Annotated in this window: 19 protein-coding genes and 1 pseudogene; 12 read left to right on the forward strand and 8 right to left on the reverse strand. The window is 69.7% G+C overall.

What is annotated here, in order from left to right:
- Nucleotides 1-96 precede the first annotated feature (96 nt).
- On the forward strand, nucleotides 97-1587 hold the full coding sequence (locus tag ACIA5D_RS03595; protein WP_396028232.1) for a hypothetical protein: 1491 nt from the start codon (nucleotides 97-99) through the stop codon (nucleotides 1585-1587).
- Between the two features lie 129 nt (nucleotides 1588-1716).
- Here the strand turns inward: ACIA5D_RS03595 and ACIA5D_RS03600 are convergent, their stop codons facing one another.
- Both ACIA5D_RS03600 and ACIA5D_RS03605 read right to left on the reverse strand, forming a co-directional pair.
- Nucleotides 1717-2961 carry a TerC family protein gene (locus ACIA5D_RS03600; RefSeq protein WP_396028233.1) on the reverse strand — a complete coding sequence of 415 codons (1245 nt, stop codon included), beginning with the start codon at nucleotides 2959-2961 and terminating at the stop codon, nucleotides 1717-1719.
- A gap of 10 nt (nucleotides 2962-2971) precedes the next feature.
- On the reverse strand, nucleotides 2972-3661 hold the full coding sequence (locus tag ACIA5D_RS03605; protein WP_396028234.1) for a pentapeptide repeat-containing protein: 690 nt from the start codon (nucleotides 3659-3661) through the stop codon (nucleotides 2972-2974).
- A 256-nt stretch (nucleotides 3662-3917) separates the two neighbouring features.
- On the opposite strand from ACIA5D_RS03605, the gene ACIA5D_RS03610 reads away from it, so the two are divergent.
- From ACIA5D_RS03610 to ACIA5D_RS03625, 4 genes are all read left to right on the forward strand, one after another.
- Nucleotides 3918-4484, forward strand: coding sequence for a hypothetical protein (locus tag ACIA5D_RS03610; RefSeq protein ID WP_396028235.1), 567 nt, complete (start codon nucleotides 3918-3920; stop codon nucleotides 4482-4484).
- Nucleotides 4485-4529: 45 nt separating this feature from the next.
- A complete protein-coding gene (locus ACIA5D_RS03615; protein ID WP_396028236.1) occupies nucleotides 4530-6152 on the forward strand; it encodes a hypothetical protein in 1623 nt (540 codons plus the stop codon).
- A 21-nt stretch (nucleotides 6153-6173) separates the two neighbouring features.
- On the forward strand, nucleotides 6174-6653 hold the full coding sequence (locus tag ACIA5D_RS03620; RefSeq protein ID WP_396028237.1) for an SLATT domain-containing protein: 480 nt from the start codon (nucleotides 6174-6176) through the stop codon (nucleotides 6651-6653).
- Between the two features lie 73 nt (nucleotides 6654-6726).
- Nucleotides 6727-7527, forward strand: a complete 801-nt coding sequence (locus ACIA5D_RS03625; RefSeq protein ID WP_396028238.1) for a hypothetical protein — start codon at nucleotides 6727-6729, stop codon at nucleotides 7525-7527.
- A gap of 5 nt (nucleotides 7528-7532) precedes the next feature.
- On the opposite strand, the gene gap is transcribed toward ACIA5D_RS03625, so the two are convergent.
- Together gap and ACIA5D_RS03635 are read right to left on the reverse strand one after the other, a co-directional pair.
- On the reverse strand, nucleotides 7533-8543 hold the full coding sequence (gene gap, locus ACIA5D_RS03630) for a type I glyceraldehyde-3-phosphate dehydrogenase (RefSeq protein WP_396028239.1): 1011 nt from the start codon (nucleotides 8541-8543) through the stop codon (nucleotides 7533-7535).
- Between the two features lie 64 nt (nucleotides 8544-8607).
- Complete coding sequence (locus ACIA5D_RS03635; RefSeq protein WP_396028240.1) at nucleotides 8608-9573, reverse strand: GlxA family transcriptional regulator; 966 nt, start codon at nucleotides 9571-9573, stop codon at nucleotides 8608-8610.
- A 38-nt stretch (nucleotides 9574-9611) separates the two neighbouring features.
- On the opposite strand from ACIA5D_RS03635, the gene ACIA5D_RS03640 reads away from it, so the two are divergent.
- Together ACIA5D_RS03640 and ACIA5D_RS03645 are read left to right on the forward strand one after the other, a co-directional pair.
- Complete coding sequence (locus tag ACIA5D_RS03640) at nucleotides 9612-10778, forward strand: winged helix DNA-binding domain-containing protein (protein WP_396028241.1); 1167 nt, start codon at nucleotides 9612-9614, stop codon at nucleotides 10776-10778.
- Nucleotides 10775-12625 (forward strand): hypothetical protein, encoded by a 1851-nt coding sequence (locus ACIA5D_RS03645; RefSeq protein ID WP_396028242.1) that lies wholly within the window; start codon nucleotides 10775-10777, stop codon nucleotides 12623-12625. Before ACIA5D_RS03640 ends, ACIA5D_RS03645 begins: the two co-directional genes overlap by 4 nt.
- 201 nt (nucleotides 12626-12826) lie before the next feature.
- Here ACIA5D_RS03645 and ACIA5D_RS03650 read toward each other — a convergent pair whose 3' ends face one another.
- Nucleotides 12827-13228, reverse strand: coding sequence for a DUF6069 family protein (locus ACIA5D_RS03650; protein ID WP_396028243.1), 402 nt, complete (start codon nucleotides 13226-13228; stop codon nucleotides 12827-12829).
- Between the two features lie 183 nt (nucleotides 13229-13411).
- Here ACIA5D_RS03650 and ACIA5D_RS03655 point away from each other — a divergent pair, with 183 nt between their 5' ends.
- From ACIA5D_RS03655 to ACIA5D_RS03670, 4 genes and pseudogenes are all read left to right on the forward strand, one after another.
- Nucleotides 13412-13813, forward strand: coding sequence for a hypothetical protein (locus ACIA5D_RS03655; protein WP_396028244.1), 402 nt, complete (start codon nucleotides 13412-13414; stop codon nucleotides 13811-13813).
- A 12-nt stretch (nucleotides 13814-13825) separates the two neighbouring features.
- Entirely contained in the window at nucleotides 13826-14035 is a 210-nt protein-coding gene (locus tag ACIA5D_RS03660; RefSeq protein ID WP_396028245.1) for a helix-turn-helix transcriptional regulator, read from the forward strand.
- 774 nt (nucleotides 14036-14809) lie between these two features.
- Nucleotides 14810-14995: a winged helix-turn-helix domain-containing protein gene (locus ACIA5D_RS03665; RefSeq protein ID WP_396028593.1), complete on the forward strand. Its 186-nt coding sequence runs from the start codon at nucleotides 14810-14812 to the stop codon at nucleotides 14993-14995.
- Nucleotides 14920-15321, forward strand: a pseudogene (locus ACIA5D_RS03670) (transposase); the annotation flags it as partial. The gene ACIA5D_RS03665 and the pseudogene ACIA5D_RS03670, both read left to right, overlap by 76 nt.
- Before the next feature lie 84 nt (nucleotides 15322-15405).
- On the opposite strand, the gene ACIA5D_RS03675 reads toward ACIA5D_RS03670, so the two are convergent.
- The 3 genes from ACIA5D_RS03675 to ACIA5D_RS03685 form a co-directional block, all read right to left on the reverse strand.
- Nucleotides 15406-15960 carry a carboxypeptidase-like regulatory domain-containing protein gene (locus ACIA5D_RS03675; protein ID WP_396028246.1) on the reverse strand — a complete coding sequence of 185 codons (555 nt, stop codon included), beginning with the start codon at nucleotides 15958-15960 and terminating at the stop codon, nucleotides 15406-15408.
- 83 nt (nucleotides 15961-16043) lie between these two features.
- The gene (locus ACIA5D_RS03680) at nucleotides 16044-17951 is read right to left on the reverse strand and encodes a hypothetical protein (protein WP_396028247.1); all 1908 of its coding nucleotides are present in this window, start codon (nucleotides 17949-17951) and stop codon (nucleotides 16044-16046) included.
- Nucleotides 17952-18222: 271 nt separating this feature from the next.
- The gene (locus tag ACIA5D_RS03685; RefSeq protein WP_396028248.1) at nucleotides 18223-18525 is read right to left on the reverse strand and encodes a hypothetical protein; all 303 of its coding nucleotides are present in this window, start codon (nucleotides 18523-18525) and stop codon (nucleotides 18223-18225) included.
- Nucleotides 18526-18869: 344 nt separating this feature from the next.
- Here ACIA5D_RS03685 and ACIA5D_RS03690 point away from each other — a divergent pair, with 344 nt between their 5' ends.
- Nucleotides 18870-20750 carry an exo-alpha-sialidase gene (locus tag ACIA5D_RS03690; RefSeq protein ID WP_396028249.1) on the forward strand — a complete coding sequence of 627 codons (1881 nt, stop codon included), beginning with the start codon at nucleotides 18870-18872 and terminating at the stop codon, nucleotides 20748-20750.
- Nucleotides 20751-20752: the final 2 nt, after the last annotated feature.

Here is a 20752-nt window from a genome sequence, read left to right on the forward strand (position 1 = left end):
TGATTCACCGCCGGTGACTTGTCCGGGTAGATGTCGCCCGGTTGTAATCAGTGTCAGCCGCGTCCGACGCGCGGCCGCCGACTGGGGGGAAGGCGCATGACCGACAAGTATTTCCTGGCCGCGCCCGGCTCGTCCGCCGGTGACGCGGCGGGTTCGCGTGTGCTCTGGACGGGCCGCTGCGCCGTCGCCGAGTACGCGTTCGAGGAACCCAGCTCCCTCCCCCGCTGGACCCTGCCCGAGGAGACCGAGGTCGTCGTCACCGAAGATCGGGTCGTCTACCGGGACGTCACCACCGGCGCCACCGGCGAGCTGCTCTGGCCCTTCCCGCAGCACCTGCGGGTGCAGCCCGGCAACCGCGACACCGGCCGCTCGGCCACCGTCACGCAGATCCAGCTGGTCTGCGCCGGGCCCGGCGGCACCTTCCCCGCGCTGGTCTTCGCGGGTGGCGACCTGAGCACTGTCGGTGACGCCGACCGCATGGCCAACGTGTTACGGCAGGCGATCGCGCGCTACCGCGTCGAGCACACGGCCGAGCTCGGCATCCCGGCGCCGCAGGCCCGCATGCTGTCCCGGCTCGTGATCGGCCCCGAGTTCAACAACTACCAGGGCGGCGAGGGGCAGACCGTCTCGCTGCTCGGCTCGGCCGCGGTCGTCGAGCCCCAGCCGTACGCGGACGAGCCGTTCCTCCAGCCCTACTTCCCGTCCGCCTCCGGCTCCGTCCCGGCGTCGGCCGTCTCGGGCTACGCCCCGCAGTCGTGGGCGCCTTCGTACGGCCCGCAGCTGGATGCTTCCGCCTACGCGCCGCAGTCGGAAGTCACCGCGTACGCGCCTCAGTCGGATGACTCGGCGTACGCGCCTCAGTCGGACGCTTCCGCCTACGCACCGCAGTCGGACGCGCCCGCCTACGCGCCGCCGCCCGGCTATGCCCCGCAATCCGGCGCGCCCGCCTACGGTCAGCGGCAGGACAGGTATGCGGCGGCCTACTCACCGCACGACGAAAGCCCTTCGAGCGGCGCCCCGGCCTACGCAGCGCCCACTGCGCCCGAGCCCCAGCCCCGCCAGCACGGCCAAGCTCAGCCCCACCACCAGCTCGCCCAGCCTCACCAGCTCGCCCAGCCTCACGAGCACCAGCCCGCCCAACCTCAGCCCCACGAGCACCAGCGGGCTCAGGAGCAGGCCGACGACGCCCAGGCCAACTCGCCGAGCTGGCCGATGGCCGGTCGCGCCGAGTTCGGAGTCGTCCCGCCGCAGGTGCTGCGCCCCGGCTTCGACGAGATCGCCCGCTCCCGCCCGGCCCGCCCGGCCGACGAGGCCACCCTGCGCGGCGCCCCCGACCTGGAGGCCCGCGCCGCCGACCTGGCCGCCCGGGTCGCCAGCCTGATGTCGGGCGGAACCGGCTTCGACACCCAGCGCACCGAGATGACCAACCTCTCGACCCTGCTGGGCAGCTCCGAGACCGCGGCCGACCGCGCCGAGCAGGCCCGGCGCACCGCGGCCCGCCTCAGCGGCAACTCGGGCCGGGGCCACGGCGTCGCCCCACGCCGCCCGGCCGACGACGAGTTGGGCTCGGCAACCCGCCAGTTCTGACCGGCGCCCGAAACGCCCGGCCCGGCGCGACCAACGGGGCCCAGCGCGGCAACGCAGGGCCCGGCGCGGCAACGCAGGGCCCGGCGCGGCAACGCAGGGCCCGGCGCGGCAACGCGGCGCCCAGCGCGCCTACTCGCCCGCGGCGTCCGCCCGCCCCGCGCCCGCGCCCGCCGGCTGGAAGCAACGACCCAGCGCCACCCGTTCGTCGTGCAGCTGGTGCGCGCGGCGGAGGAGCTCCATCAGCTCCTCCTCGGCCCGGATCCGCGCGCGGTACTTCTCGGGGAGCCGCTTGATGTGGGCCTCCTCGCCGAGCAGCTTGTGGAAGATCTGGTCGCAGTACGCCGGGTCGGTCTCGATGTCGAGGAACTCCGTCGCGTGGCGGCGCGCCGCCGCCACGTACGTCTGCGCCCGACCCTTGGGGCTCAGCAGCGACACCACCACCGTGATCAGCAGGATGCTCACGATGAGCGCGAGCGACAGCCCGGTGGAGATCTCGGCGGCGTGGATCGGCTCGCCGTCGTTGATGAACGGCACATTGTTCTCGTGCATGGCGTGCAGGATCAGCTTCACGCCGATCAGCCCGAGGATCGCCGCGAGTCCGTAGGACAGGTACACCAGCCGGTCGAGCAGCCCGTCGATCAGGAAGTACAGCTGGCGCAGCCCGAGCAGGGAGAACGCGGTCGCGGTGAACACGATGTACACATTCTGGGTGAGCCCGAAGATCGCCGGGATGCTGTCCAGCGCGAACAGGATGTCGGTGCCGCCGATCGCCACCATGACCAGCAGCATCGGCGTCAGCACCCGCTTGCCGTTCTGGTAGGTGACCAGCTTGTCCCCGTCGTACACGTCGGAAGTTCGCAGCACCCGCCGGGCCAGCCGAATGATGATGTTGTCAGGCGCCTCGTCGTCGTCGCTGCCCTCCTGCTTCAGCAGGTTGCCGGCGGTGACCAGCAGGATCAGCCCGAAGATGTAGAACACCCAGGCGAACGAGTTGATCAGCGCGGCGCCGAGGAAGATGAACGCGGTCCGCGCCACCAGCGACACGGCGATGCCCACGAGCAGCACCTTCTGCTGGTCGGCCCGGGGCACCTTGAAGCTGCCGAGCAGCAGCAGGAAAACGAAGAGGTTGTCGACCGACAACGCCTCCTCGGTGACGTACCCGGCGAAGAACTCCGCGCCGGACTGCCCGCCCGCGAAGATCGTCACCCCGACCCCGAAGAGCAGCGCGATCGACACGTAGATCGCCGTCCAGCGCGCAGCCTCACCGAGGGTGGGCACGTGCGCCTTACGGACGTGGAAGAAGAAGTCGAACAGCAGCAGACCGATGATCCCGAGGACGGTCAGCAGCCACACCCAGCCGGACACGCTCTGCATGGCCATCATCCTAGAGATCGGTGACGGCTGCGCGCAGTTGTGAGCTGGTGAGGAACAGGACACCAGTGAGGTTCGCCCCACGCAGATCGGTCCCGCGCAGATCCGCCCCCGTGAAGTCGGCCAGCCGCAGATCCGCGTCCCGCAGGTCGGTCCCGATCAGCAGCGCCCCGCGAAAGCTGGCCCCGCGCAGGTCGGCCCCGCGCATCTTCCGCCCGATCAGGTTCGCCCCGCGGTAGTCGGGCCCCTTGGTTCCCGCCCGCACGAGCTGACTGGCCTTCTGCAGCAGCGGGTTGACCTTCCGCCGCACCGAGTCCACGTCCAGCGCCCGCAGCTCAGCGGGCGTTCCGCCCGCGAGGTGGTCGATCTCGGCGAGAGCCGCACGCAGCTTTTCGTGTACGCGCTGAGCACGGTCGACGTTGAGCGCCTCGGTGACCAGCCACATGAGCTCGTGCAGTTGCCGCACGATCGGCAGCAGCCCCATCATCTCCGGCGCGCTGTGCCAGTCCTTCGTCCCGCCGTACGTCTCCTGCGTGATCCGCTGCCCGGCCCCGAAGCAGTCGAACACCACGCACCCGTGAAAGCCCTTGTCCTCGAGCTTTTGATGGATGGTGCAGCGAAAGTCACCGCCCAGATTCGGACAAGGCTTCCCGGCGGCTTTATCGATCGCAAAGTCTGACGATTTGGAGAACGCCGGCGCCACGCAGCAGAGCCCCACACAGCTCGCGCAGTCGGCTTCGAGTACCCGTTCGCCCATCCGAACAACTCTCTCAGACGCCTTCGCCACGGATGTCCGGGGTGGGCGCCTCGGGACCAGAGGTGCCCTAGCACGTCCCGGGCAACGGGTGGGCCGACTCCACAGCAATTTGCCAGAGATACCGCCGGAAACCTTCACTCGGCCCGCCCCCACGGCCGATTCATCAGTTGTCCGCGGCGGGCAGGGAAGCCCGCCGAAACAAGTGCAAGAGCCCGGCGGAGCCGGGTCTCAGCCGCTGGCCGACCGGCCGATGGCTACGGAAAACAGGGGGAACGATCCTATGCGCAGCATGAGCATGCTTCAGCTCCTCGGCGGCGTCGCCGCCGCCGGTGTCATCGCCGCCGGAACCACCGCTCTGACCGGTTCGGGCGTCGTCCGCACCGGCACGGCTGCCGACCAGTTCGTCGGCGGTACGGTCACGCAGACAATCACGGGCGCGACCGTCACCGGCGTCGTCTACGGGTACTACGACACCAACTCGCAGAACCAGGTCAACTCGATCGCGATCACCGTTGCCGGCGCCAGCGGAAAGACCCTTACCATCACGCCGGGCGGCGGAACGTTCGGCGGCGACGCGGTTGCTGTTGCCGACAAGTGGGAATGCACGGGTGGCAATGTCACCCCCATCCGTCACATTTCCGCGCCGGCGGTCGTCCTCAACGCCGACCCTGACACGATCACCTGCGTGCCGGTCGATTCCACCAACGGCAATGCGGCCACCAGCCGCTACTACGCCGACCTCGACACCCTCGACATGGCCGTCGCCTAATCCGCATCGCACGGAACCTCGGGGTGCGAGGCTAGCTACGGCACCGTGACCCCGGGGGAACCGATCCAGAAGTCTCTTCGCACCTACATCGTGGCCGCCATCCTCGGGATGGCGGCCATCGGTGCTTGGGCGGTCATGACCGAGCGAATCGGCTACGTGGTAACCAGCGGGACCAGCATGAACCCCGTCTACTACCAGAACGACCTGGTCTTCGTCGCGAAGGCCGATTCGTACCATGTCGGACAGATTGCCGCCTACCATGGAAGCATTCCCGGGCAGCGGGTCCTGCATCGCATCATCGGCGGGAACGGCTCCGCGGGATTCGTGCTGAAAGGGGACAACAACGAGTCGATAGACCCGCTGAATCCCACGACCGACGAAATGATCGGTCGTGCCGTCCTGCACGTTCCGCACGGGGGCATCTGGCTGAAGCCTCTGCTTGGCCCGAGCGGGCTGGGAATGCTCAGCTTTCTCGTCATCAGTGGTGGAGCCACGGCGGCACGGAACCGGCGGGAGATCCCACGGGGCCGCCGCAAGAAAAAGGTGAAGGCCATGTCGTCGCGCCAGGGAGGTTCGTGGGCGGCCGCCGCGGCGGTTCTGAAGGCGGTCGAACGTCTCTCGCCCGCGCTGCGCGTTGCCGCGGCGGTGGCTGCGATGCTGACCTTGTTCGCGTTCATCCTGGGGATCCTCGGGTGGATGAAGCCTCTTGTGGAGGCGAAGGCCGGCGAACAACAACCCAGTCAAGCCCTCACCTTCTCCTACACCACGAAGGTGCCGAAGTCAGCGGCTTACGACGGCACGACGGTCACGTCGCCCGACCCAATTTTCCGTAAGCTCGCGAACAGCGCCCTCCTGCGCGTCCGATACAAAGGGCCGACCGGCATTCTCAACATCTCGAGCAACTTGACCAACGGCACCGGCTGGCACACGACCATGACGCTGGTGAAGGACAAGTCGTTTCCCGGTCCCACTTCCGACTGGTCCTACACTCTCGACTTCCCCGCGCTGGCGAAGCGTGCCGACGACGCATCGCGTGCCATCGGTTCACCGACCAACGGCTCGGTGGACATCACTTTGAACGTCTCGGTGGAGTCCGGGAATCTGCTGCCGCTGCGCGCGCCCCTGCAACTCACCATCACGCCCTTTCAGATGTCGCTGGCCGGGGGTACCAAGTTGGATACCACCGCCGGCGGAGAAGCATCGTCGGATGTCATCGTGCCCCGCGAGATACGGATCTTCGGTCATTCGGTCATCACGGCCGCGCAGGCACGATCAGACGCGATCCTCGCCCTGATCGGCGCGATCGCGATCGCTGTCGTGGTCCTCCTGGCCGCTCGCCGCCGGATGCCTACGCGGACCCGTGCCGAGATCGAGAGTCGCTACCCGCAGCTTCTCGTGCACGTCGAGCCGATGCCTAGCCCGCCCGGCAAGCCGGTCGTCAACGTCAACAACTTTCCGGCATTGGTCAAGCTGGCCGAGAAGTATGGGCAGATGATCCTCACCTGGCGACGGTCCGAGGCGGATGACTTCGTGGTGCGCGACGAAGGGATCACGTATCGGTACCGGGTGCCGCTCGATGAGCCGACGCTGCAGAACGTGGAGCTGATCAATCGGCCGGGGGCCGGGTCGCATCGACGGAAGGCGTCGTCCCCTTCGCAGGTTTCTTGACCTTCCCGGCACACTGTGGCGGTGACGCAGGCGCAGCGGAAACAGCTCATCGAGATCGACCGACGGCTCTCCGAGGAAGATCTCGCGGACCGGGCCCTCGTGCACGCCATGGTGCAGCTGGAGTGGTACCGGTCGCAGATGCGCAGTACTCGTACGAAATATGTCTTGTCGGAATCTGGCGGTCTCTTCCTCGCCGGGGCGGCCACCGTGCTCGCCGCGCTCAGCGCGCCTCCCTGGATCACCGCGACCACCGCCGCGCTGGTCGCTTTCCTCGCCGGATTGCGCCGGATCGTCTCCTGGCACGACGACTGGGTGGCTGCCTCCGAGGCGCGGGCCAAGGCCGCCGCCGAGATCGCGCAGTACCGGTTGCTGCCGGCGGCGGAACGGACCCCGGAACGTCAGCGTGATCTGGTCTCAGCGATCGACGCGCTGGTCCTCGACGAGACCCGCAACTGGGGACGACGGCGGCGCGACAAGGCCCAGGCCGAACCCGCTGCCTGATTCTTGTCACGTCGGGGCCACGACTGCCGATGTTGCGGGCCCGGACGTCCGACTTTCAGGAACGGAACGACTCATGCCCGCGCCCGAGCACGGCCAACAGGCCATCGCGTCATCGCCGAGCCATGAAATGGCGCGGGCTGTCGTTCCGGCCCACAACCGAAGGCAAGACCTGACTCACGCGTACGGGCTCAAGCCGCCACCGCCCGTCGCGGTCTACGACCAGGTGGAAGCCATCGCCCGGGTCTTCGGCCAGGCGCCCGCATCTGAGCCCAGGCCGGAGCCCACCAGAGTAAGCAGCGTTCTGTCGACCCCACCGCACGAGGATTCCACGCCGCCTCCGGCCGACCACGCCCCACGACCTGCCCCCGCCCCTCGGCAGACCTACCGGCCGAGGCCGCCCGCATCCCCGCCGGCGCCGCTGGTCGAGCCGCCCGAGCCAGCCCCGGTGGCGCCTGAACGGCGGTCCGGCCGATGGATTGCCGTCGCCGCCGTAGCATCGCTGGCCGGGGCCGTCGGCGCGGGCGTGTGGGCCGTTGACACCCGGGCCAAGAGCCAGACATGCGACACCGTGCAGACGCTGATCTCCGCTTCGGCGGGGAACGGCGGGCCGGCCTCCGCCGACCTGGATCAGGCCGCATCGGCGCTGAACAACCGGATCGGGCGACTGATGTTCCATGCCGGCCTGAAGGATGCCGCGCACGGCTTGGCCGCCGACATCGCCTCGCTGGGGCGCCTCCAGGCGAGCGCCGGCGATTCCAGCGTTGATGTCACCCGGATGCTGGCCGTGGTCGCGTCGATCAACGACCACGGCCGTGCGGCACAACGGGAATGCGGCATGCCGGAGAAGGTCCTGTTCGAGGTGACGAGCGGCTGAGCCGCCTACCGCGACGCCCGTAGTCCGGCGAGCAGCTCGAGGGTGTCGATCACCCGGTGCGAGAAGCCCCACTCGTTGTCGTACCAGGCGACGACCTTGACGTGCCGGCCGTCGACGCGGGTGAGGGCCGAGTCGAAGATGGACGACGCCGGGTTGCCGACGATGTCCGACGACACGAGCGCGTCCTCCGAGTACTCGAGGATGCCCTTGAGCGGGCCGTCCGCCGCGACCCGGTACGCCGTCAGCACCTCGTCGCGGGTGACGTCGCGGCTCACGGTGGTGTTGAGTTCGACGATCGAACCGACCGGCACCGGCACCCGGATCGAGTCGCCGGAGAGCTTGCCCTCGAGGCCGGGCAGCACCTTGCCGATCGCCTTGGCCGCGCCGGTCGTGGTGGGCACGATGTTGACGGCCGCGGCCCGGGCCCGACGGGCGTCCCGGTGCGGGCCGTCCTGCAGGTTCTGCTCCTGGGTGTACGCGTGCACGGTGGTCATGAAGCCGTGCTCGATCCCGGCCAGCTCGTCGAGGACGGCGGCCAGCGGCGCGAGCGCGTTGGTCGTACACGAGGCGTTCGAGACGATGGTGTGCTTGCCGGCGTCGTACGCGTCGGTGTTGACGCCGTAGGCGACGGTGACATCGGCGCCGTCGGACGGCGCGCCCACGAGGACCTTCTTGGCGCCCGCGTCGAGGTGGGCGCGCGCGGCCTTGGCCGAGGTGAACTTGCCGGTGGCCTCGAGCACCACGTCCACCTCGAGTGAAGCCCACGGCAGGCCGGCCGGGTCGCGCTCGGCGAGCACCTTGATGCGCCGGCCGTCGACCACGATGGTGTCGCCGTCGACCGTCACCGGGCGGCCGAGCCGGCCCGCGGTGGAGTCGAAGGCGAGCAGCCGCGCCAGGGCGGCGGGCTCGGTGAGATCGTTGACCGCGACGATTTCCAGTTTGCTGTCGCGTTCGAGCAGCGCGCGCAGGACGTTGCGCCCGATGCGACCGAATCCGTTGATGGCGATGCGAGTCATGGCAATAGCCTCGCTGTGAAAGGCAACGCGAGACAGCGGCGCTCGCGCCACGGTTCGCAAGGATCTAGCCACCGCTCGCGAAGGTGCGGCGGTACTGGCTCGGTGTCGTTCCCAGGACGCGCTGGAAGTGCAGCCGCAGGTTCGAGCCCGTGCCCAGACCCACGTCGCCGGCGATCTGCTCGATGCTGCGCTCGGACAGCTCCAGCAGCTCGCGGGCCAGGTCGAGGCGGGCGAGCAACACCCATTGCATCGGCGTGAGCCCGGTGTCCTCGAGGAAACGCCGCGAGAACGTGCGCGGCGACACCGCGGCGTGCCGGGCCAGCACGTCGAGGGTGAGCGGCTTGCCGAGGCGGCGCAGCGCCCACTCCCGGGTGGCGGCGAACCGTTCGCCGAGCGGCTCCGGGACGCTGCGCGGGACGTACTGCGCCTGGCCGCCGGTGCGGTAGGGCGCGGCGACGAGGCGCCGGGCAGCGTGGTTGGACGCGGCCACCCCGAGGTCGCCGCGCAGGATGTGCAGGCACAGGTCGATGCCCGAGGCGGCGCCGGCCGAGGTGAGCACGCTGCCCTCGTCGACGAAGAGCACGTTCTCGTCGACGCGGATCTGCGGATGCCTGGCCGCGAGCGCCCGCGTGTAGTGCCAGTGCGTGGTGGCCCGCTTGCCGTCCAGCAGTCCCGTGGCGGCCAGCGCGAACGCGCCGGTGGAGATGGCCGCGAGCCGGGCGCCCCGCGCGTGCGCCCGCTGGAGCGCCCCGACGACCACCGGCGGCGGATCCTCCCGGTCCGGAAAGCGGTACCCGGGGATGAACACGATGTCGGCCCAGCTCAGCGCGTCGAGCCCGTCGGCCACGTGGTAGGACAGGCCGTCGCCGCCGGTGACCAGGCCCGGCGCCGGCCCGCACACCCGCACCTCGTACGGCACGCTCGCCCGGGTCGTGAAGACCTGCGCCGGGATGCCGACGTCCAGCGGTTTCGCGCCCTCGAGCACGAGCACGGCCACGCGATGGAGGCGTTCGGCGGTCTCGGCGGGCACGCGCCCAAGGGTAGGACGTGGCGTGTCAGGATGGCGCGATGCGGCACGTGACCGACGACGAGCGACGCGCCCGCCTGGCCGTGCGGCACGCGCTGGCGCCCGCCTTCCGCATGCCCACTCCCGAGGCGGTGACCCGGGCGCTGACGGTCCTGCACGCCACCGAGCCGGCCACCGTCTACCTTTCCTGCCGGGCACGAGCCGAGTCGCTGGGCGTCGCCGACGTCGACCGGGCGCTCTACACCGACCGCACCCTGGTGAAGCAGTTAGCCATGCGCCGCACCCTGTTCGTCTTCCCGCGTGACCTGCTCCCCGCGGTCTGGCCCAGCGCGTCCGCCCGGGTAGCCGCCACCGAGCGCGCCCGGATGGCCCGCGACGTGGTCAAGGCCGGCCTGGCCGCGGACGGCAACGCTTGGCTGGACAATGCCCGCGCCGAGGTCCTGGCGGTGCTGTCCGGCGCACCCGGCGGTCTCCCCGCGGGCGACGTCCGCCGCGCCGTACCGATGATCGACGTGAAGGTTGAGGCGGGCCCCGGCGAGATGTGGTCGGCGTCCCGGGTCCTCACCCACCTGGGCCTCACCGCCGACGTGGTGCGCGGCGTCAACACCGGCAGGTGGCCGACCTCCCGCCCAAGCTGGACGCTGATGGCCGAGTGGCTGGGCGACGTGCCGCCACCGTGGGATCCCGCCGCCGGCTACCGCGAGCTGATCGCCCGCTGGCTGCGCTCGTTCGGTCCCGGCACCGAGGACGACCTGGTCTGGTGGCTCGGCTCGACCAAGTCCGTGGTGCGGGCCGCGCTGGCCGAGCTCGGCACGGTAGCGGTCGCGCTCGACCACGGCGAGACCGGCTGGCTGCTGCCCGACGACCTCGACGAGGTCGCCGACCCCGGCCCGTGGGTGGCTCTGCTGCCGGTGCTGGACCCGACCGTGATGGGCTGGAAGGGCCGCGACTTCTACCTGGGCCCGCACCGCCGGCACCTGTTCGACCGCACCGGCAACGCCGGCACCACCGCCTGGGTGAACGGCCGGGTGGTCGGCTGCTGGGTGCAGGACGCGGCCGGCGTGGTCGAGGTCCGCCTGCTCGAGGAGATCACGCCGGCCGAGCGACGGGCCCTGGAGCGCGAGGCGGTCCGGCTGACCGCATGGCTCGATGGCGTACGCGTCCCGACCGGTTACTCATCCCCCGCGATGCGCCCCCTCACGGTATGACCAGTCTCGGAGGCGTGCGACGGCCGGCGATGCGGGACTGCCGTGCGGCCGCGCGCTCCGTGCGCGCCGCCGAGGTCGGGGCCGAAACCATCCGTTTCCTGCGTCCCCGCACGCTCGGCCTTTTCCGTACGCGGGCACCCGTCTCGCTCCAGCTGTACCGGGCGGCCGGGGAAGGCCGCCTGATCTGGCAGGGTCCACGCTCGTTCGCCATGCTCAGCCGGCCTGCCGACCGTGCGCCCAGCGATCGGGGCCGAGCACTCCGGTGGATCGATCAGCAGTGGTCGCTGGTCATGCTGGCCTTCGTGTTCGTCCTCTTCGTCGTGCTGGCGTTCGCCATCGCGGCGCTGCACGGACTGATCGGCCCGGTGGCGACCTGGTTCGCGCTCACCATCCTCGAGGCCCTTTTGTTCCTCGTGGTACTGGCCGATCAGGTGGTCAGCCTTCTCGCGACGGCCTGGCGCGGGCTACGGGCCCTGGTCCGCGGGCGGCCCCGGGCCGGCCAGGTGGCCGCTGAACGGCTGCCGTACGAGGAGTGGACGATGCGCCTTTGCCACCACGACGACGAACGCGGGGCGGCTGACCTGCTCGCCGCCGTCGCCGGGCGGCTGGTCGCGCTGGCCGGGCCCGACGTCGCCCTGGCCTGCCCGCGGGGCGGCATCACCACCTCCACGATGCGCGCCCGGGTGGCCGGCTGGGCCGAGGGGCTGGACGACAGCGACGACCGGGAGATCAGCGTGCGTATTCCGCGGCAACTACCGGCCCGCCGGCATCGGTTCGTCGACACCGGCTCGTTCGTCTTCCTCTGGCTCGCAGTGATCACCGTTCTGTTGCTGGTACTGGCGTCGTTGGTGGCACAGGCCGAGCGGAACGCCTGCGCCGGGACGTGCACGGGCCGGCCCGCGACCTACACGACGGCTCTGGAGTGGTTCGGCTATCGGCTGATGTGGCAGGAACCGCCGGGCCTGACGGCGGCGACGCCCCTCGCCCGCGGCGCCGGCCTGATGGCCGAGTTCATGCTGCTGTTCACGGTCGTGGTGGCGGTCGCCGGCGGCGTCCGCTACGCCGGATACCGCAAGCTGCTGGGTGCGGAGCACGAGCAGCGGATGAGCGAGATGTACGGGCGGGAGCGAGTGCTCCTGGTGGTGGCCACGCCGGTCGAGCAGGAGGCGGTGCTGCGGCAGGCCCGGACCTACCGGGGCGCCGATCCGGTGCGCGAGTTCGGCGACGGCCATCCCGTGCACCGGCTCGGGGTCATCGGCGGCACGGACGTGGTGCTCGCCCACGTCGGCCAAGGCATGACCAGCCTGGTCTCGGCGCCGTACAGCCTCCCGCTACTCCTCGACGAGTGGCAGCCGGGCTACGTGATCATGCTGGGGATCTGCTTCGGGCTGCGGGAGGAGCGGCAACGCCTCGGCGACGTCATCGTCACCGAGCAGCTTCAGGTGATCAGCGTCCGGGCGGGAGAGACGGAGATCCGAGATCGCGGCGACAAGGTCACCGCGGGCCATCGGCTGGTCGAGCGATTCCGCGTCGCGGCGCCGCCGCCGGGTGTCCGGATGTGGCTCGGCCTGCTGCTCTCCTGGGACGTGCTGGTCGACTCCGGACCGCTGCGCGAGGCGCTGAAGGCACGCTATCCCGATGCCGAGGGCGGCGAGATGGAAGGCGCCGGCGTATACGCGTCGTCGGTCCGGGCCGGCACCGAGTGGATCGTGGTCAAGGGCATCTGCGACTGGGGGCGCGACAAGAATTCGGACGCCCAGGAGCTGGCCGCCGCCAACGCCGCCACACTCGTCCTCGACCTGATCGCAGCGCGGGCTTTCGCACCACGTCAGCGCAGCAAATCGTGAGGGCTGGGCGAAGCGCCCGGGTTGGGCGGCAGCTCGGCCCAATTTCTCCAGCGCCACGGCGAAGGCGTCCTGCACGGCCTCCTCGGCAAGGTCGATGTCGCCGAGGAGGCGGACGAGCGTGGCCACGCAGCGGCCGTGCTCGTTCCGGTAGACGCCGTCGACGTCCATGCGGCTCGTGGCGAACACCTCCATGTGCGGAGATCAGGCGGGCAGCCGGCGGGCGACCGCGGGGATGACGATGGCGGCGGCGACCAGATGCGTGAGCATCAGCAGGGCCCGGGTGGCCGGGCCCGCGGCGACGAGCAGGTCCGGAACCAGCGACAGCGCGGTCAGCACGACCGTAGTCCGGACGAAGGCCCGGCGCGCGTGCCGCACCGTCCGGCCCAGCACGGCGGCGAGAACCAGTCCCACGACCGAGAACAGCGCGGTCAGTGTGCCGAACCCGAGGATCGGGATCGGCGCACCATCCACGTCGAGACTGACCCCCGCCGCGTGCCCCACGGCGGCGACGCTGACGGTGGCAACACTGGCGGTCACGAGAGCGACAACGCCGTCCCGGAACAGGTAGCTGGTGCGGGTCGGGTTCGTGGTGGTGGTGGTCATGATGCCCTCCGGCAACTCGGTGGACCGGCTGGTTCCGGCCTCTCATCAGAGCCACGAACGGCCGCGCCGCGGATCGACACCGCCCCCGAAAAAACTCGCTCACCACGGGCAAAAGTGTAATGTTCACCTTCCATATAGTCAGGGACACTTGACCATATGGAACGGACGCCTTACCTTCATGCTATGGCGGAACAGCAGGATCAAGCGACGCGCGCGGCCCGCCGCGCCGTCCTCATCGACGGTCTACCCGTGGCCCTCCTGGGCCCGGTGGCCCTGGCACTGGGCAGCAATCCCGATCAGAGCCCCGCTCAGAAGGCCTGGTGGATATCGGCCACCGCCGCGTTCGCGCTCGCCGTGGCCTGGGTCCTGTTCCGGGCGTTCCGGCGTGCAGACGAGTACCTCCGAAAGATCCAGCTGGAAAGCATGGCCATCGCCTTCGCAGCCGTCCTAGTGGCACTGCAGGTAGCCACCGTGCTAGACGCCACCGACATCATCCAGCTCCACCAGCTAGCGCAGCTGATCCTCCTGGGCGGCGTGGCACTCTGGCTGACGATCGCCGACCTGCGCACACGCGTGCACCGATAAAGCCCCACGCCAATGAAAAACCGACTACGCGAACTGCGTGCAGCCCGCCGCTGGAGCCAGGCCGACCTGGCCGACCGCTGCAAGGTCTCCCGCCAGGCCATCAACGCCATCGAAACAGAGCGCTACGACCCCAGCCTCCCCCTGGCTTTCACCCTCGCCGAAGTTTTCGCCCTGCCCATAGAAGAGATCTTCCAACCCACCCGCCCAGACCCAGCCCGATAACCAGCTACCCGCGCCCGGCAGCGTCCGGGGCCTCGCCCCGGAGGAGAGCGGTAGCGAACGCCCGTGCGCCATGCGCCCGTGCGCCATGCGCCCGTGCGCCATGCGCCCGTGCGCAACCATTGCAACGCGGGGTTTCCGGGGCTCGGCCCCGGAGCAGATATGCGAAGAGGCCCTCGGTCCGCGCTTTCCGCGGACAGAGGGCCCTGGACTCGTAGCGGGGACAGGATTTGAACCTGCGACCTCTGGTTACCGAACGTCACGCCTCCGGACTTGTCATCGCTCGTCAAATCTTGGCATTGACCTGCTTGGAAACCACAAGACGCTAGGCATCCCTTGCCACTGTCGATCAATGCTTGGGACTAGTTTCGGGGGTAAACGGGGTGCGTTCCGCAACAGGCGTTGGGCGAACGGGGTAGCTGGCGCAGGTTCGGATCATGGGCAGGAGCCCGAACGTATCTACGACGTCCGGTTCGGCTGACTCGCCGTATCAGCATCATCTGACCTCGCGGACGCGCACATGGCATTTGTTACCCAAGTGCTTTTTGGCTGGCCGTGCGCCAGGATGTAGGGGAATTCATGCGACATGATCTTGTGTTGTTGCTAGCTGTCCTCGCCGGGGATGGCACACCCACCTCGCCGCGGCCCCGGTCCCCAGCGAACGCGACCTCGCTACATATGCCCGGCTGCTTGCGGACCCGGAACTCGGCTTCGAGACCATAGTCGCGATCATCGCGGTCGCGAACCCCCAATGGGATCGGCCGGCTGCGTGTCTCGATCACCACAGCGTGGCAAGCGATGCGCCGGCTCGGGTATACCCCGCAACTGCCGATCCACCGTGCGATCGAGCGGGACGAGGCCGCGATCGCGCACTGGCGCCGGTATCAGTGGCCGGCGGTAAAAGAGTCGCCGCGCGGACGTCCGCCTGGATCTGCTTCGCCGACGAGTGTGGCCAGACGCTGAAGGCGCACAAGGCCACCACTTGGGCGCCGCGGGGTGTCACTCCGGTGGTGAAGGTGACCGCCAAGGGCACCGTGCGGGTGTCGGTGGCCGGGTTGTGCTGCTACCGGCCCGGTGAACGCAGCCGGTTGATCTACCGCACGCTGCTGTGTCGGGGCCGTAAAGGCCAGCCAAAGGGTTTCCGGGAGCCGGAGTTGATAAGGCTGCTGGACGCCGCTCACCAGCAACTGAAGGCCCCGATCGTGCTGGTCTGGGACGGGCTGTCCACACACAAGACCCCCGCCATCCGGGCGGCGATCGCCGCCCGGACGTGGCTGCGGGTCTACCAGCTGCCTGCCTACGCACCCGAGCTCAACCCGGTCGAGAAGGTCTGGTCGACGATGAAGGGTCCCGCAGCACCTCGAGCCGTGCACCTAGCGCAGGCCGGTGATGAGCCGGATGGTGATTGTCGTGTAGTGCCCGGCCGAGACCGTGACCTGGCGGATCGTCGGGCGCCGGGCCGGGCGGGCGCCGATCGGGGCGGCTCGGATCACGTAGCTGCCCGCCGGCAGGGCGACCGTGAACCAGCCGTCGGCCCCGGTGTCGGCGGTGGCGAGGGTGGTCTGGCCGGTTCGGTTCAGGACGACGACGCGGGCCCGCACCGGAGTGCCGGGGCAGGGCGGGTCGGCGCGGTCGGCCGGACAGTTCAGGACGACGGTCCGGCCGCGCAGGCCGGCGCCAGTGGGCGGTGGGGCGGTCGTCGGTAGCGTGCCGGCCGACGCCGAGGTGGTGGGAGCCGGCGGCGACGTGGTGGGAGCCGGCGGCGACGTGGTGGGAGCCGGCAGCGACGTGGCGGAGGCGGCCGGCTGCCGCGAGATGGTGCGGGTGTACGGGCTCGCCGACGGCGCGCCGGACCCGCAGGCGGCCGGCGCCACGGCGAGGACCACGGCGACGGCCGCGGTCAGCGGGCGGAGCGGTGCGCGTGGCATTTCGGTTGGACGGACGGGTCGGGTGGCCGGTTCCGGCTGATCCGGGCCGCCCCGGTTGGCGGGGCGGCCCGGTATTCAGCGGTTCACGGTTGGATCAGGCTGATCCGGGTGGCCCAGTTGGCCAGCGCGGTGCGGGTGCCGCCGCAACTGCCGAACGGGGCGGCCTCGTACTCGGCCAGGGTGCAGCGTTGTGCGATGTACTCGGCGGCGATCCAGATGTTCGACCCGTCCACCGCAGTGGCGCCGTAGTCGCCCCAGCGCGGGCGTGGCGGGTCGCCGAACGCCTTGTAGCCGCTGAAGCCGTCCTGCGGCCCGACGCCGGCCTTGGCCAGGTAGATGGCCCCCGCCCCGGTGCGCCCGTCGAACGCCGAGTACGCCGCGGACGGGTAGTACCCGTCGCCGACCAGGGTGAACGACATGACGCCGTGGCCGGCGGCGTTGACGCCGATCGCGGGATACGTCAGGTTGTTCCCGGCGAGGCCGAGTTGACCCTGCGTGACCAGGCCGGCCCGGAGGACGCCACGCTGGAGCTGCGGCCGGACTATGTACCAGCCGACGCCCGCCTTGGTCGCGCCGCCGACGGTGACCGCCGTGTCCAGCGCGCCGTACAGCTTGCCGTCCGCGTAGGTCACTTGCTGCATGCGGGTGTCGTTGCTGTCCAGCGGCGACTCGACCTCGGGCTTGGCCGGGTCGGGCGCGCCGAGCAGGAACGTGGCGCACGGGTCGTCGTTGAGGCACTCGGCCAGCGGGATCGGCCCGGTCTTCTGGTTGGACAGCGGCGGCAGCGAGTAGCGGCGCACGCCGACCCGGGTGTCCTGCAGCCGGAGGTTCGGCCGGGCCGTGTCCAACGATCTCGTGTTGGTCAGCGACCAGGTAACGATGCTGGTGGAGACGTAGTCCTGGGTGCCGGTGGCCTCCTCGGCGGCGTTGGACGACAGGAAGTACGCCGTGCCGTTCTGGCCCTGCTCGTAGTCACCGGTCGACGGCGACTGCGCCGCCCAGATGGTGAAGCCGTTGAGGCCCCGATCGGCCGCGGTCGTGTCGAGCTGGGTGACCAGCACGTCGGCGTCGCCGCGGGCGAGCGCCCGCTTGCTGAACGCGTAGATCTGCGCGCTGTTGAACTCGGTTCCGAAGAACGAGTACTCGTTGGTCGTGACGTAGAACCCGTTCGCGTCCACGCCGACGTGGGGGTAGTCGCCGATGCACGGGCAGTGCGGGTGCACCGGGGTGCCGTTGGTGCCGTCGTCGGTCACATCGAGCCGGTAGATGTCCCAGGTGCCGGCCGGATCGGCGGTCACCGCGATGTCGAGGTGGTTGTCGCCGGTCAGCTCGCCGTCCTCGGTCGACTCGAGGGTGAGCACGACCAGGAAGAAGTGCCGCGTCGTGGGGTCGTACAGGCAGGTCGGGTCGGTGATCACGGGCCCGAAGACGCCGGTGGTGCGGTTGATCGTCGGCGGGTATCCGTAGAAGGTGTTGAGGTCGACGACGCCGGTCCGCGCGCTGCCGTCAGGGTTGCGCACCCGGAAGGCGTCGTTGACGGCCTCGACGACGGAGCCGTTCCCGACGCACAGCGCCTGGTCCGGCGGCTCCAGGCTGAACTGGTTGCCGTTGTTGGCGGTGCGCTGGTCGCGGTGGTTGAGCCCGTCGAAGCTGCGCACCAGCCGGGGGTTGGTGTGTACGGTGCCGGCTGCGCCCGCCGCCTTCGACGCACTCGGCGCGCGGCGCGACGGTGCCAGGCTTCGGTTCGCACCGGCCGGCGCCGCGGCGATGGCGGCGAGGCCGGCCTCGGGCCCGGCGTCGCGGCGAATCTCGGTGGCGAGCGATGCGGGCAGCCCGCTGCCAATGCCGGTCACCTGGTAGGAGCCGGTGCCGACCTTGTGGACGAGGCGCGGGCTGGCGGCGGGGGCCGCCGACGCGCTTGAGGGGACGCCAAGCGGAGCCAGAATGATGGCGAGGGCGGCGCCGGCGACCAAGGAACGTGTCCTGAACATGGATCTCCTTCATCGATGAAGGCATCCACCCGCGTGCAACAAAACAATCACGCAGGGTGATAGGTCGCTGGCCAGTTTCGGCGCGTTGCGGGCGCATGGGAAGGCCGGACGGAAAAGCCGTCACTTTGATCACGACAAATGCGCTACGCCGTTTTCCGCCCGGAACCTCATCATCCAAAGGCAAGTGCCCGAAGCGCTGCGCGTCCCGACTGCCGCTCTATCAGCCACAGTGGACCCGACCTCGGCTCGACGACCGGCGGGAGCTCTGCTTCTATGATCGCGGTGGCTGGACGTTGTTGCGCATCACCCGAACCCGGATAGTGAAGGCGGCGACCGCCGAAGGGGATGGCGCGGCCGGCGCTAGCGAGATTTGTCCCTGGCCTATCGCGACGGCATCGAAGGTGTGGCTGGGCGCTGCCGCGGCGCTGCCATCGAGCCGGATGATGTCCGTGGGGTACTCCGTCACCCGCCAGCCGCCCAGCCCCTCGGGTGGGGTCACTTGGAGGCAGTCGCCGTAGCGGAGCACGACCTCGCCGTTCTGACGCTCGGGGCCGACTTGTCGAAGGTGCGACATCGCCGTGGCCTCCTCGCTGGAGACGGTCCGGGGCGGCTCGATCGTCCGCCCGGCACCCGCGCATGCCTGAAGCTCCAAAAGAAAAACGATCATTAAGTACGCCGCGCGTCGGCCCCATGATCGTGAATGCCGCCGTTCGCTCATACCTATTTGACGCCGCGGCGGCGCACGAGTTCCACCTGGCCGCTGATCCGGCTTAGAAATTCGTCGAAATAAGAGTCTACTGCTGAACGATTCTGTCGGCCCCGCTGACCAAAAGGTCGATTTTGATCAATGTCCAATGAGGCCTAACCTCGGTCGATGTCGGCAGAAAATCGCGATCTTCGAGCAAGGGGGCTCATTTCATGACGCGATTACGACGTACTGTCACTTTCCTGGCGGCCGGTGCTTTGGTCGCGCTCTCGCTGAATGTGGTGACCGGCTCGACCGCGGCCGCGGCGCCGTTCGGCTACGCGCAGCTCAACAGCATCCAGAAGCGGCTAGCCTCCGGGCTCCTCACCTCCGAGCTGGGCGGCGTCCAGTCCGCCGCGCGTCAGGCAGCGCCGGCCGGCCAGTTCAAAGCGACCACCGCTACCTGCACCGACCACTTCGGCAGCAACGTCAAGGTCAACCAGAACTGCCTGAACATCACCGACCCCGATCTGCAGGGCCGGGCGCAGGCGCAGAACGAGACGTGGGTGGCGGTCGATCCGAACAACGCGAGCCACGTGATCGCCAGCTACAATGACTACCGCCGTGGTGACGGCACCTGCGGCGTGTCGTACTCCCAGGACGCCGGCCGGACGTGGGCCGACTCCACCACCCCCAACGGCTTCACCCGGGGCACGACGTTCGGCGGCGCCCGGCAGTACTGGCAGGCCGGCGGCGACACCTCGGTCGCCTGGGACACCCGCGGCAACGCGTACCTCTCCTGCCAGGCGTTCATGCGCGGGCTCGTCGCCTCGGCCAACCCCGATCAGTCCAGCGCGTTCTACGTGTTCCGGTCCACCGGGACCAACGGCGCTTCGTGGAACTTCCCGGGCCGCCCGGTGGTCGAGCACAACGACGTCGCCGGCGCTGGTGACTTCCTGCTGGACAAGCAGTTGCTGACCGTCGACAACAGCCGGACCAGCCCGTTCCGCGACCGGGTCTACGTGACCTGGACGACGTTCGCCGCCGACGGCACCGGCTACATCTACGAGGCGTACTCGGCCGACTACGGCGAGACCTTCAGCGCGCCGGTCCTGGTGAGCTCGAACAGCGCGCTGTGCGACAACACGTTCGGCCTGCCGACCCCGCAAGGCACCTGCAACGAGAACCAGTTCTCCCAGCCGTTCACCGCGCCCGACGGCACCCTCTACGTGACGTACGCCAACTTCAACAACGCGGTGGTCGCGCCGGAGAACCGCAACCAGATGCTGCTGTCCAAGTCCACCGACGGTGGGGCCAGCTTCTCGCCGCCGGTCCGGGTCGGCTACTACAACGACCTGCCCGACTGCGCGACTTACCAGAACGGCGCCGACCCCGGTCGCGCCTGCATCCCGGAGAAGGGCCCGTCGGCCAACTCGATCTTCCGGGCCACCAACTACCCGATCGGCGCGGTCGATCCCACCCACCCGAACCGGGTCGCAGTGACCTACGGCTCGTACATCAACCGCAACTCCAACGAGGCGACCGGCTGCACCCCGGCCGGCTTCGCCGCGGCCGGGACCAACCTGTTCACCGGCGTCAAGACCACCTGCAACAACGACATCCTGCTTTCCGTGTCGGCCAACGGCGGGGCGAGCTTCGCGAACACCGAGCCCCGCACGGCGCCGGTGGTGACCACGGCGAACGGCCAGGCCCGTAGCGACCAGTTCTGGCAGGGCGCCGCCTACACGCCCAACGGCGCGCTGGTGGTCAGCTACTACGACCGGCAGTACGGCTCGGACAACAACACCGGGTTCTCGGACATCACCGTGTCGCAGTCCCGGAACGCGTCCACGTTCCGGCACGACCGGGCCACGTCGTCCAGCATGCCGCCGCCGACGCAGTTCACCGGCACGTTCTACGGCGACTACGCGGGCGTCGCGGTCACCAACCGCACCGCGTACCCCGTCTGGTCCGACACCCGGCCGGTCGACCTGTTCCTGTGCCCCGGCACCGGCACCCCCAGCACGCCGCCCGCGGTGTGCCAGGGCGGCGCGATCAACGCCTCCGTTGCCAACGACCAGGACATCTACGCCGTCGCCGTACCGATCCGATAAAA

The sequence above is a fragment of the Actinoplanes sp. NPDC051513 genome (genome assembly GCF_044454685.1).
Classification (GTDB): domain Bacteria; phylum Actinomycetota; class Actinomycetes; order Mycobacteriales; family Micromonosporaceae; genus Actinoplanes.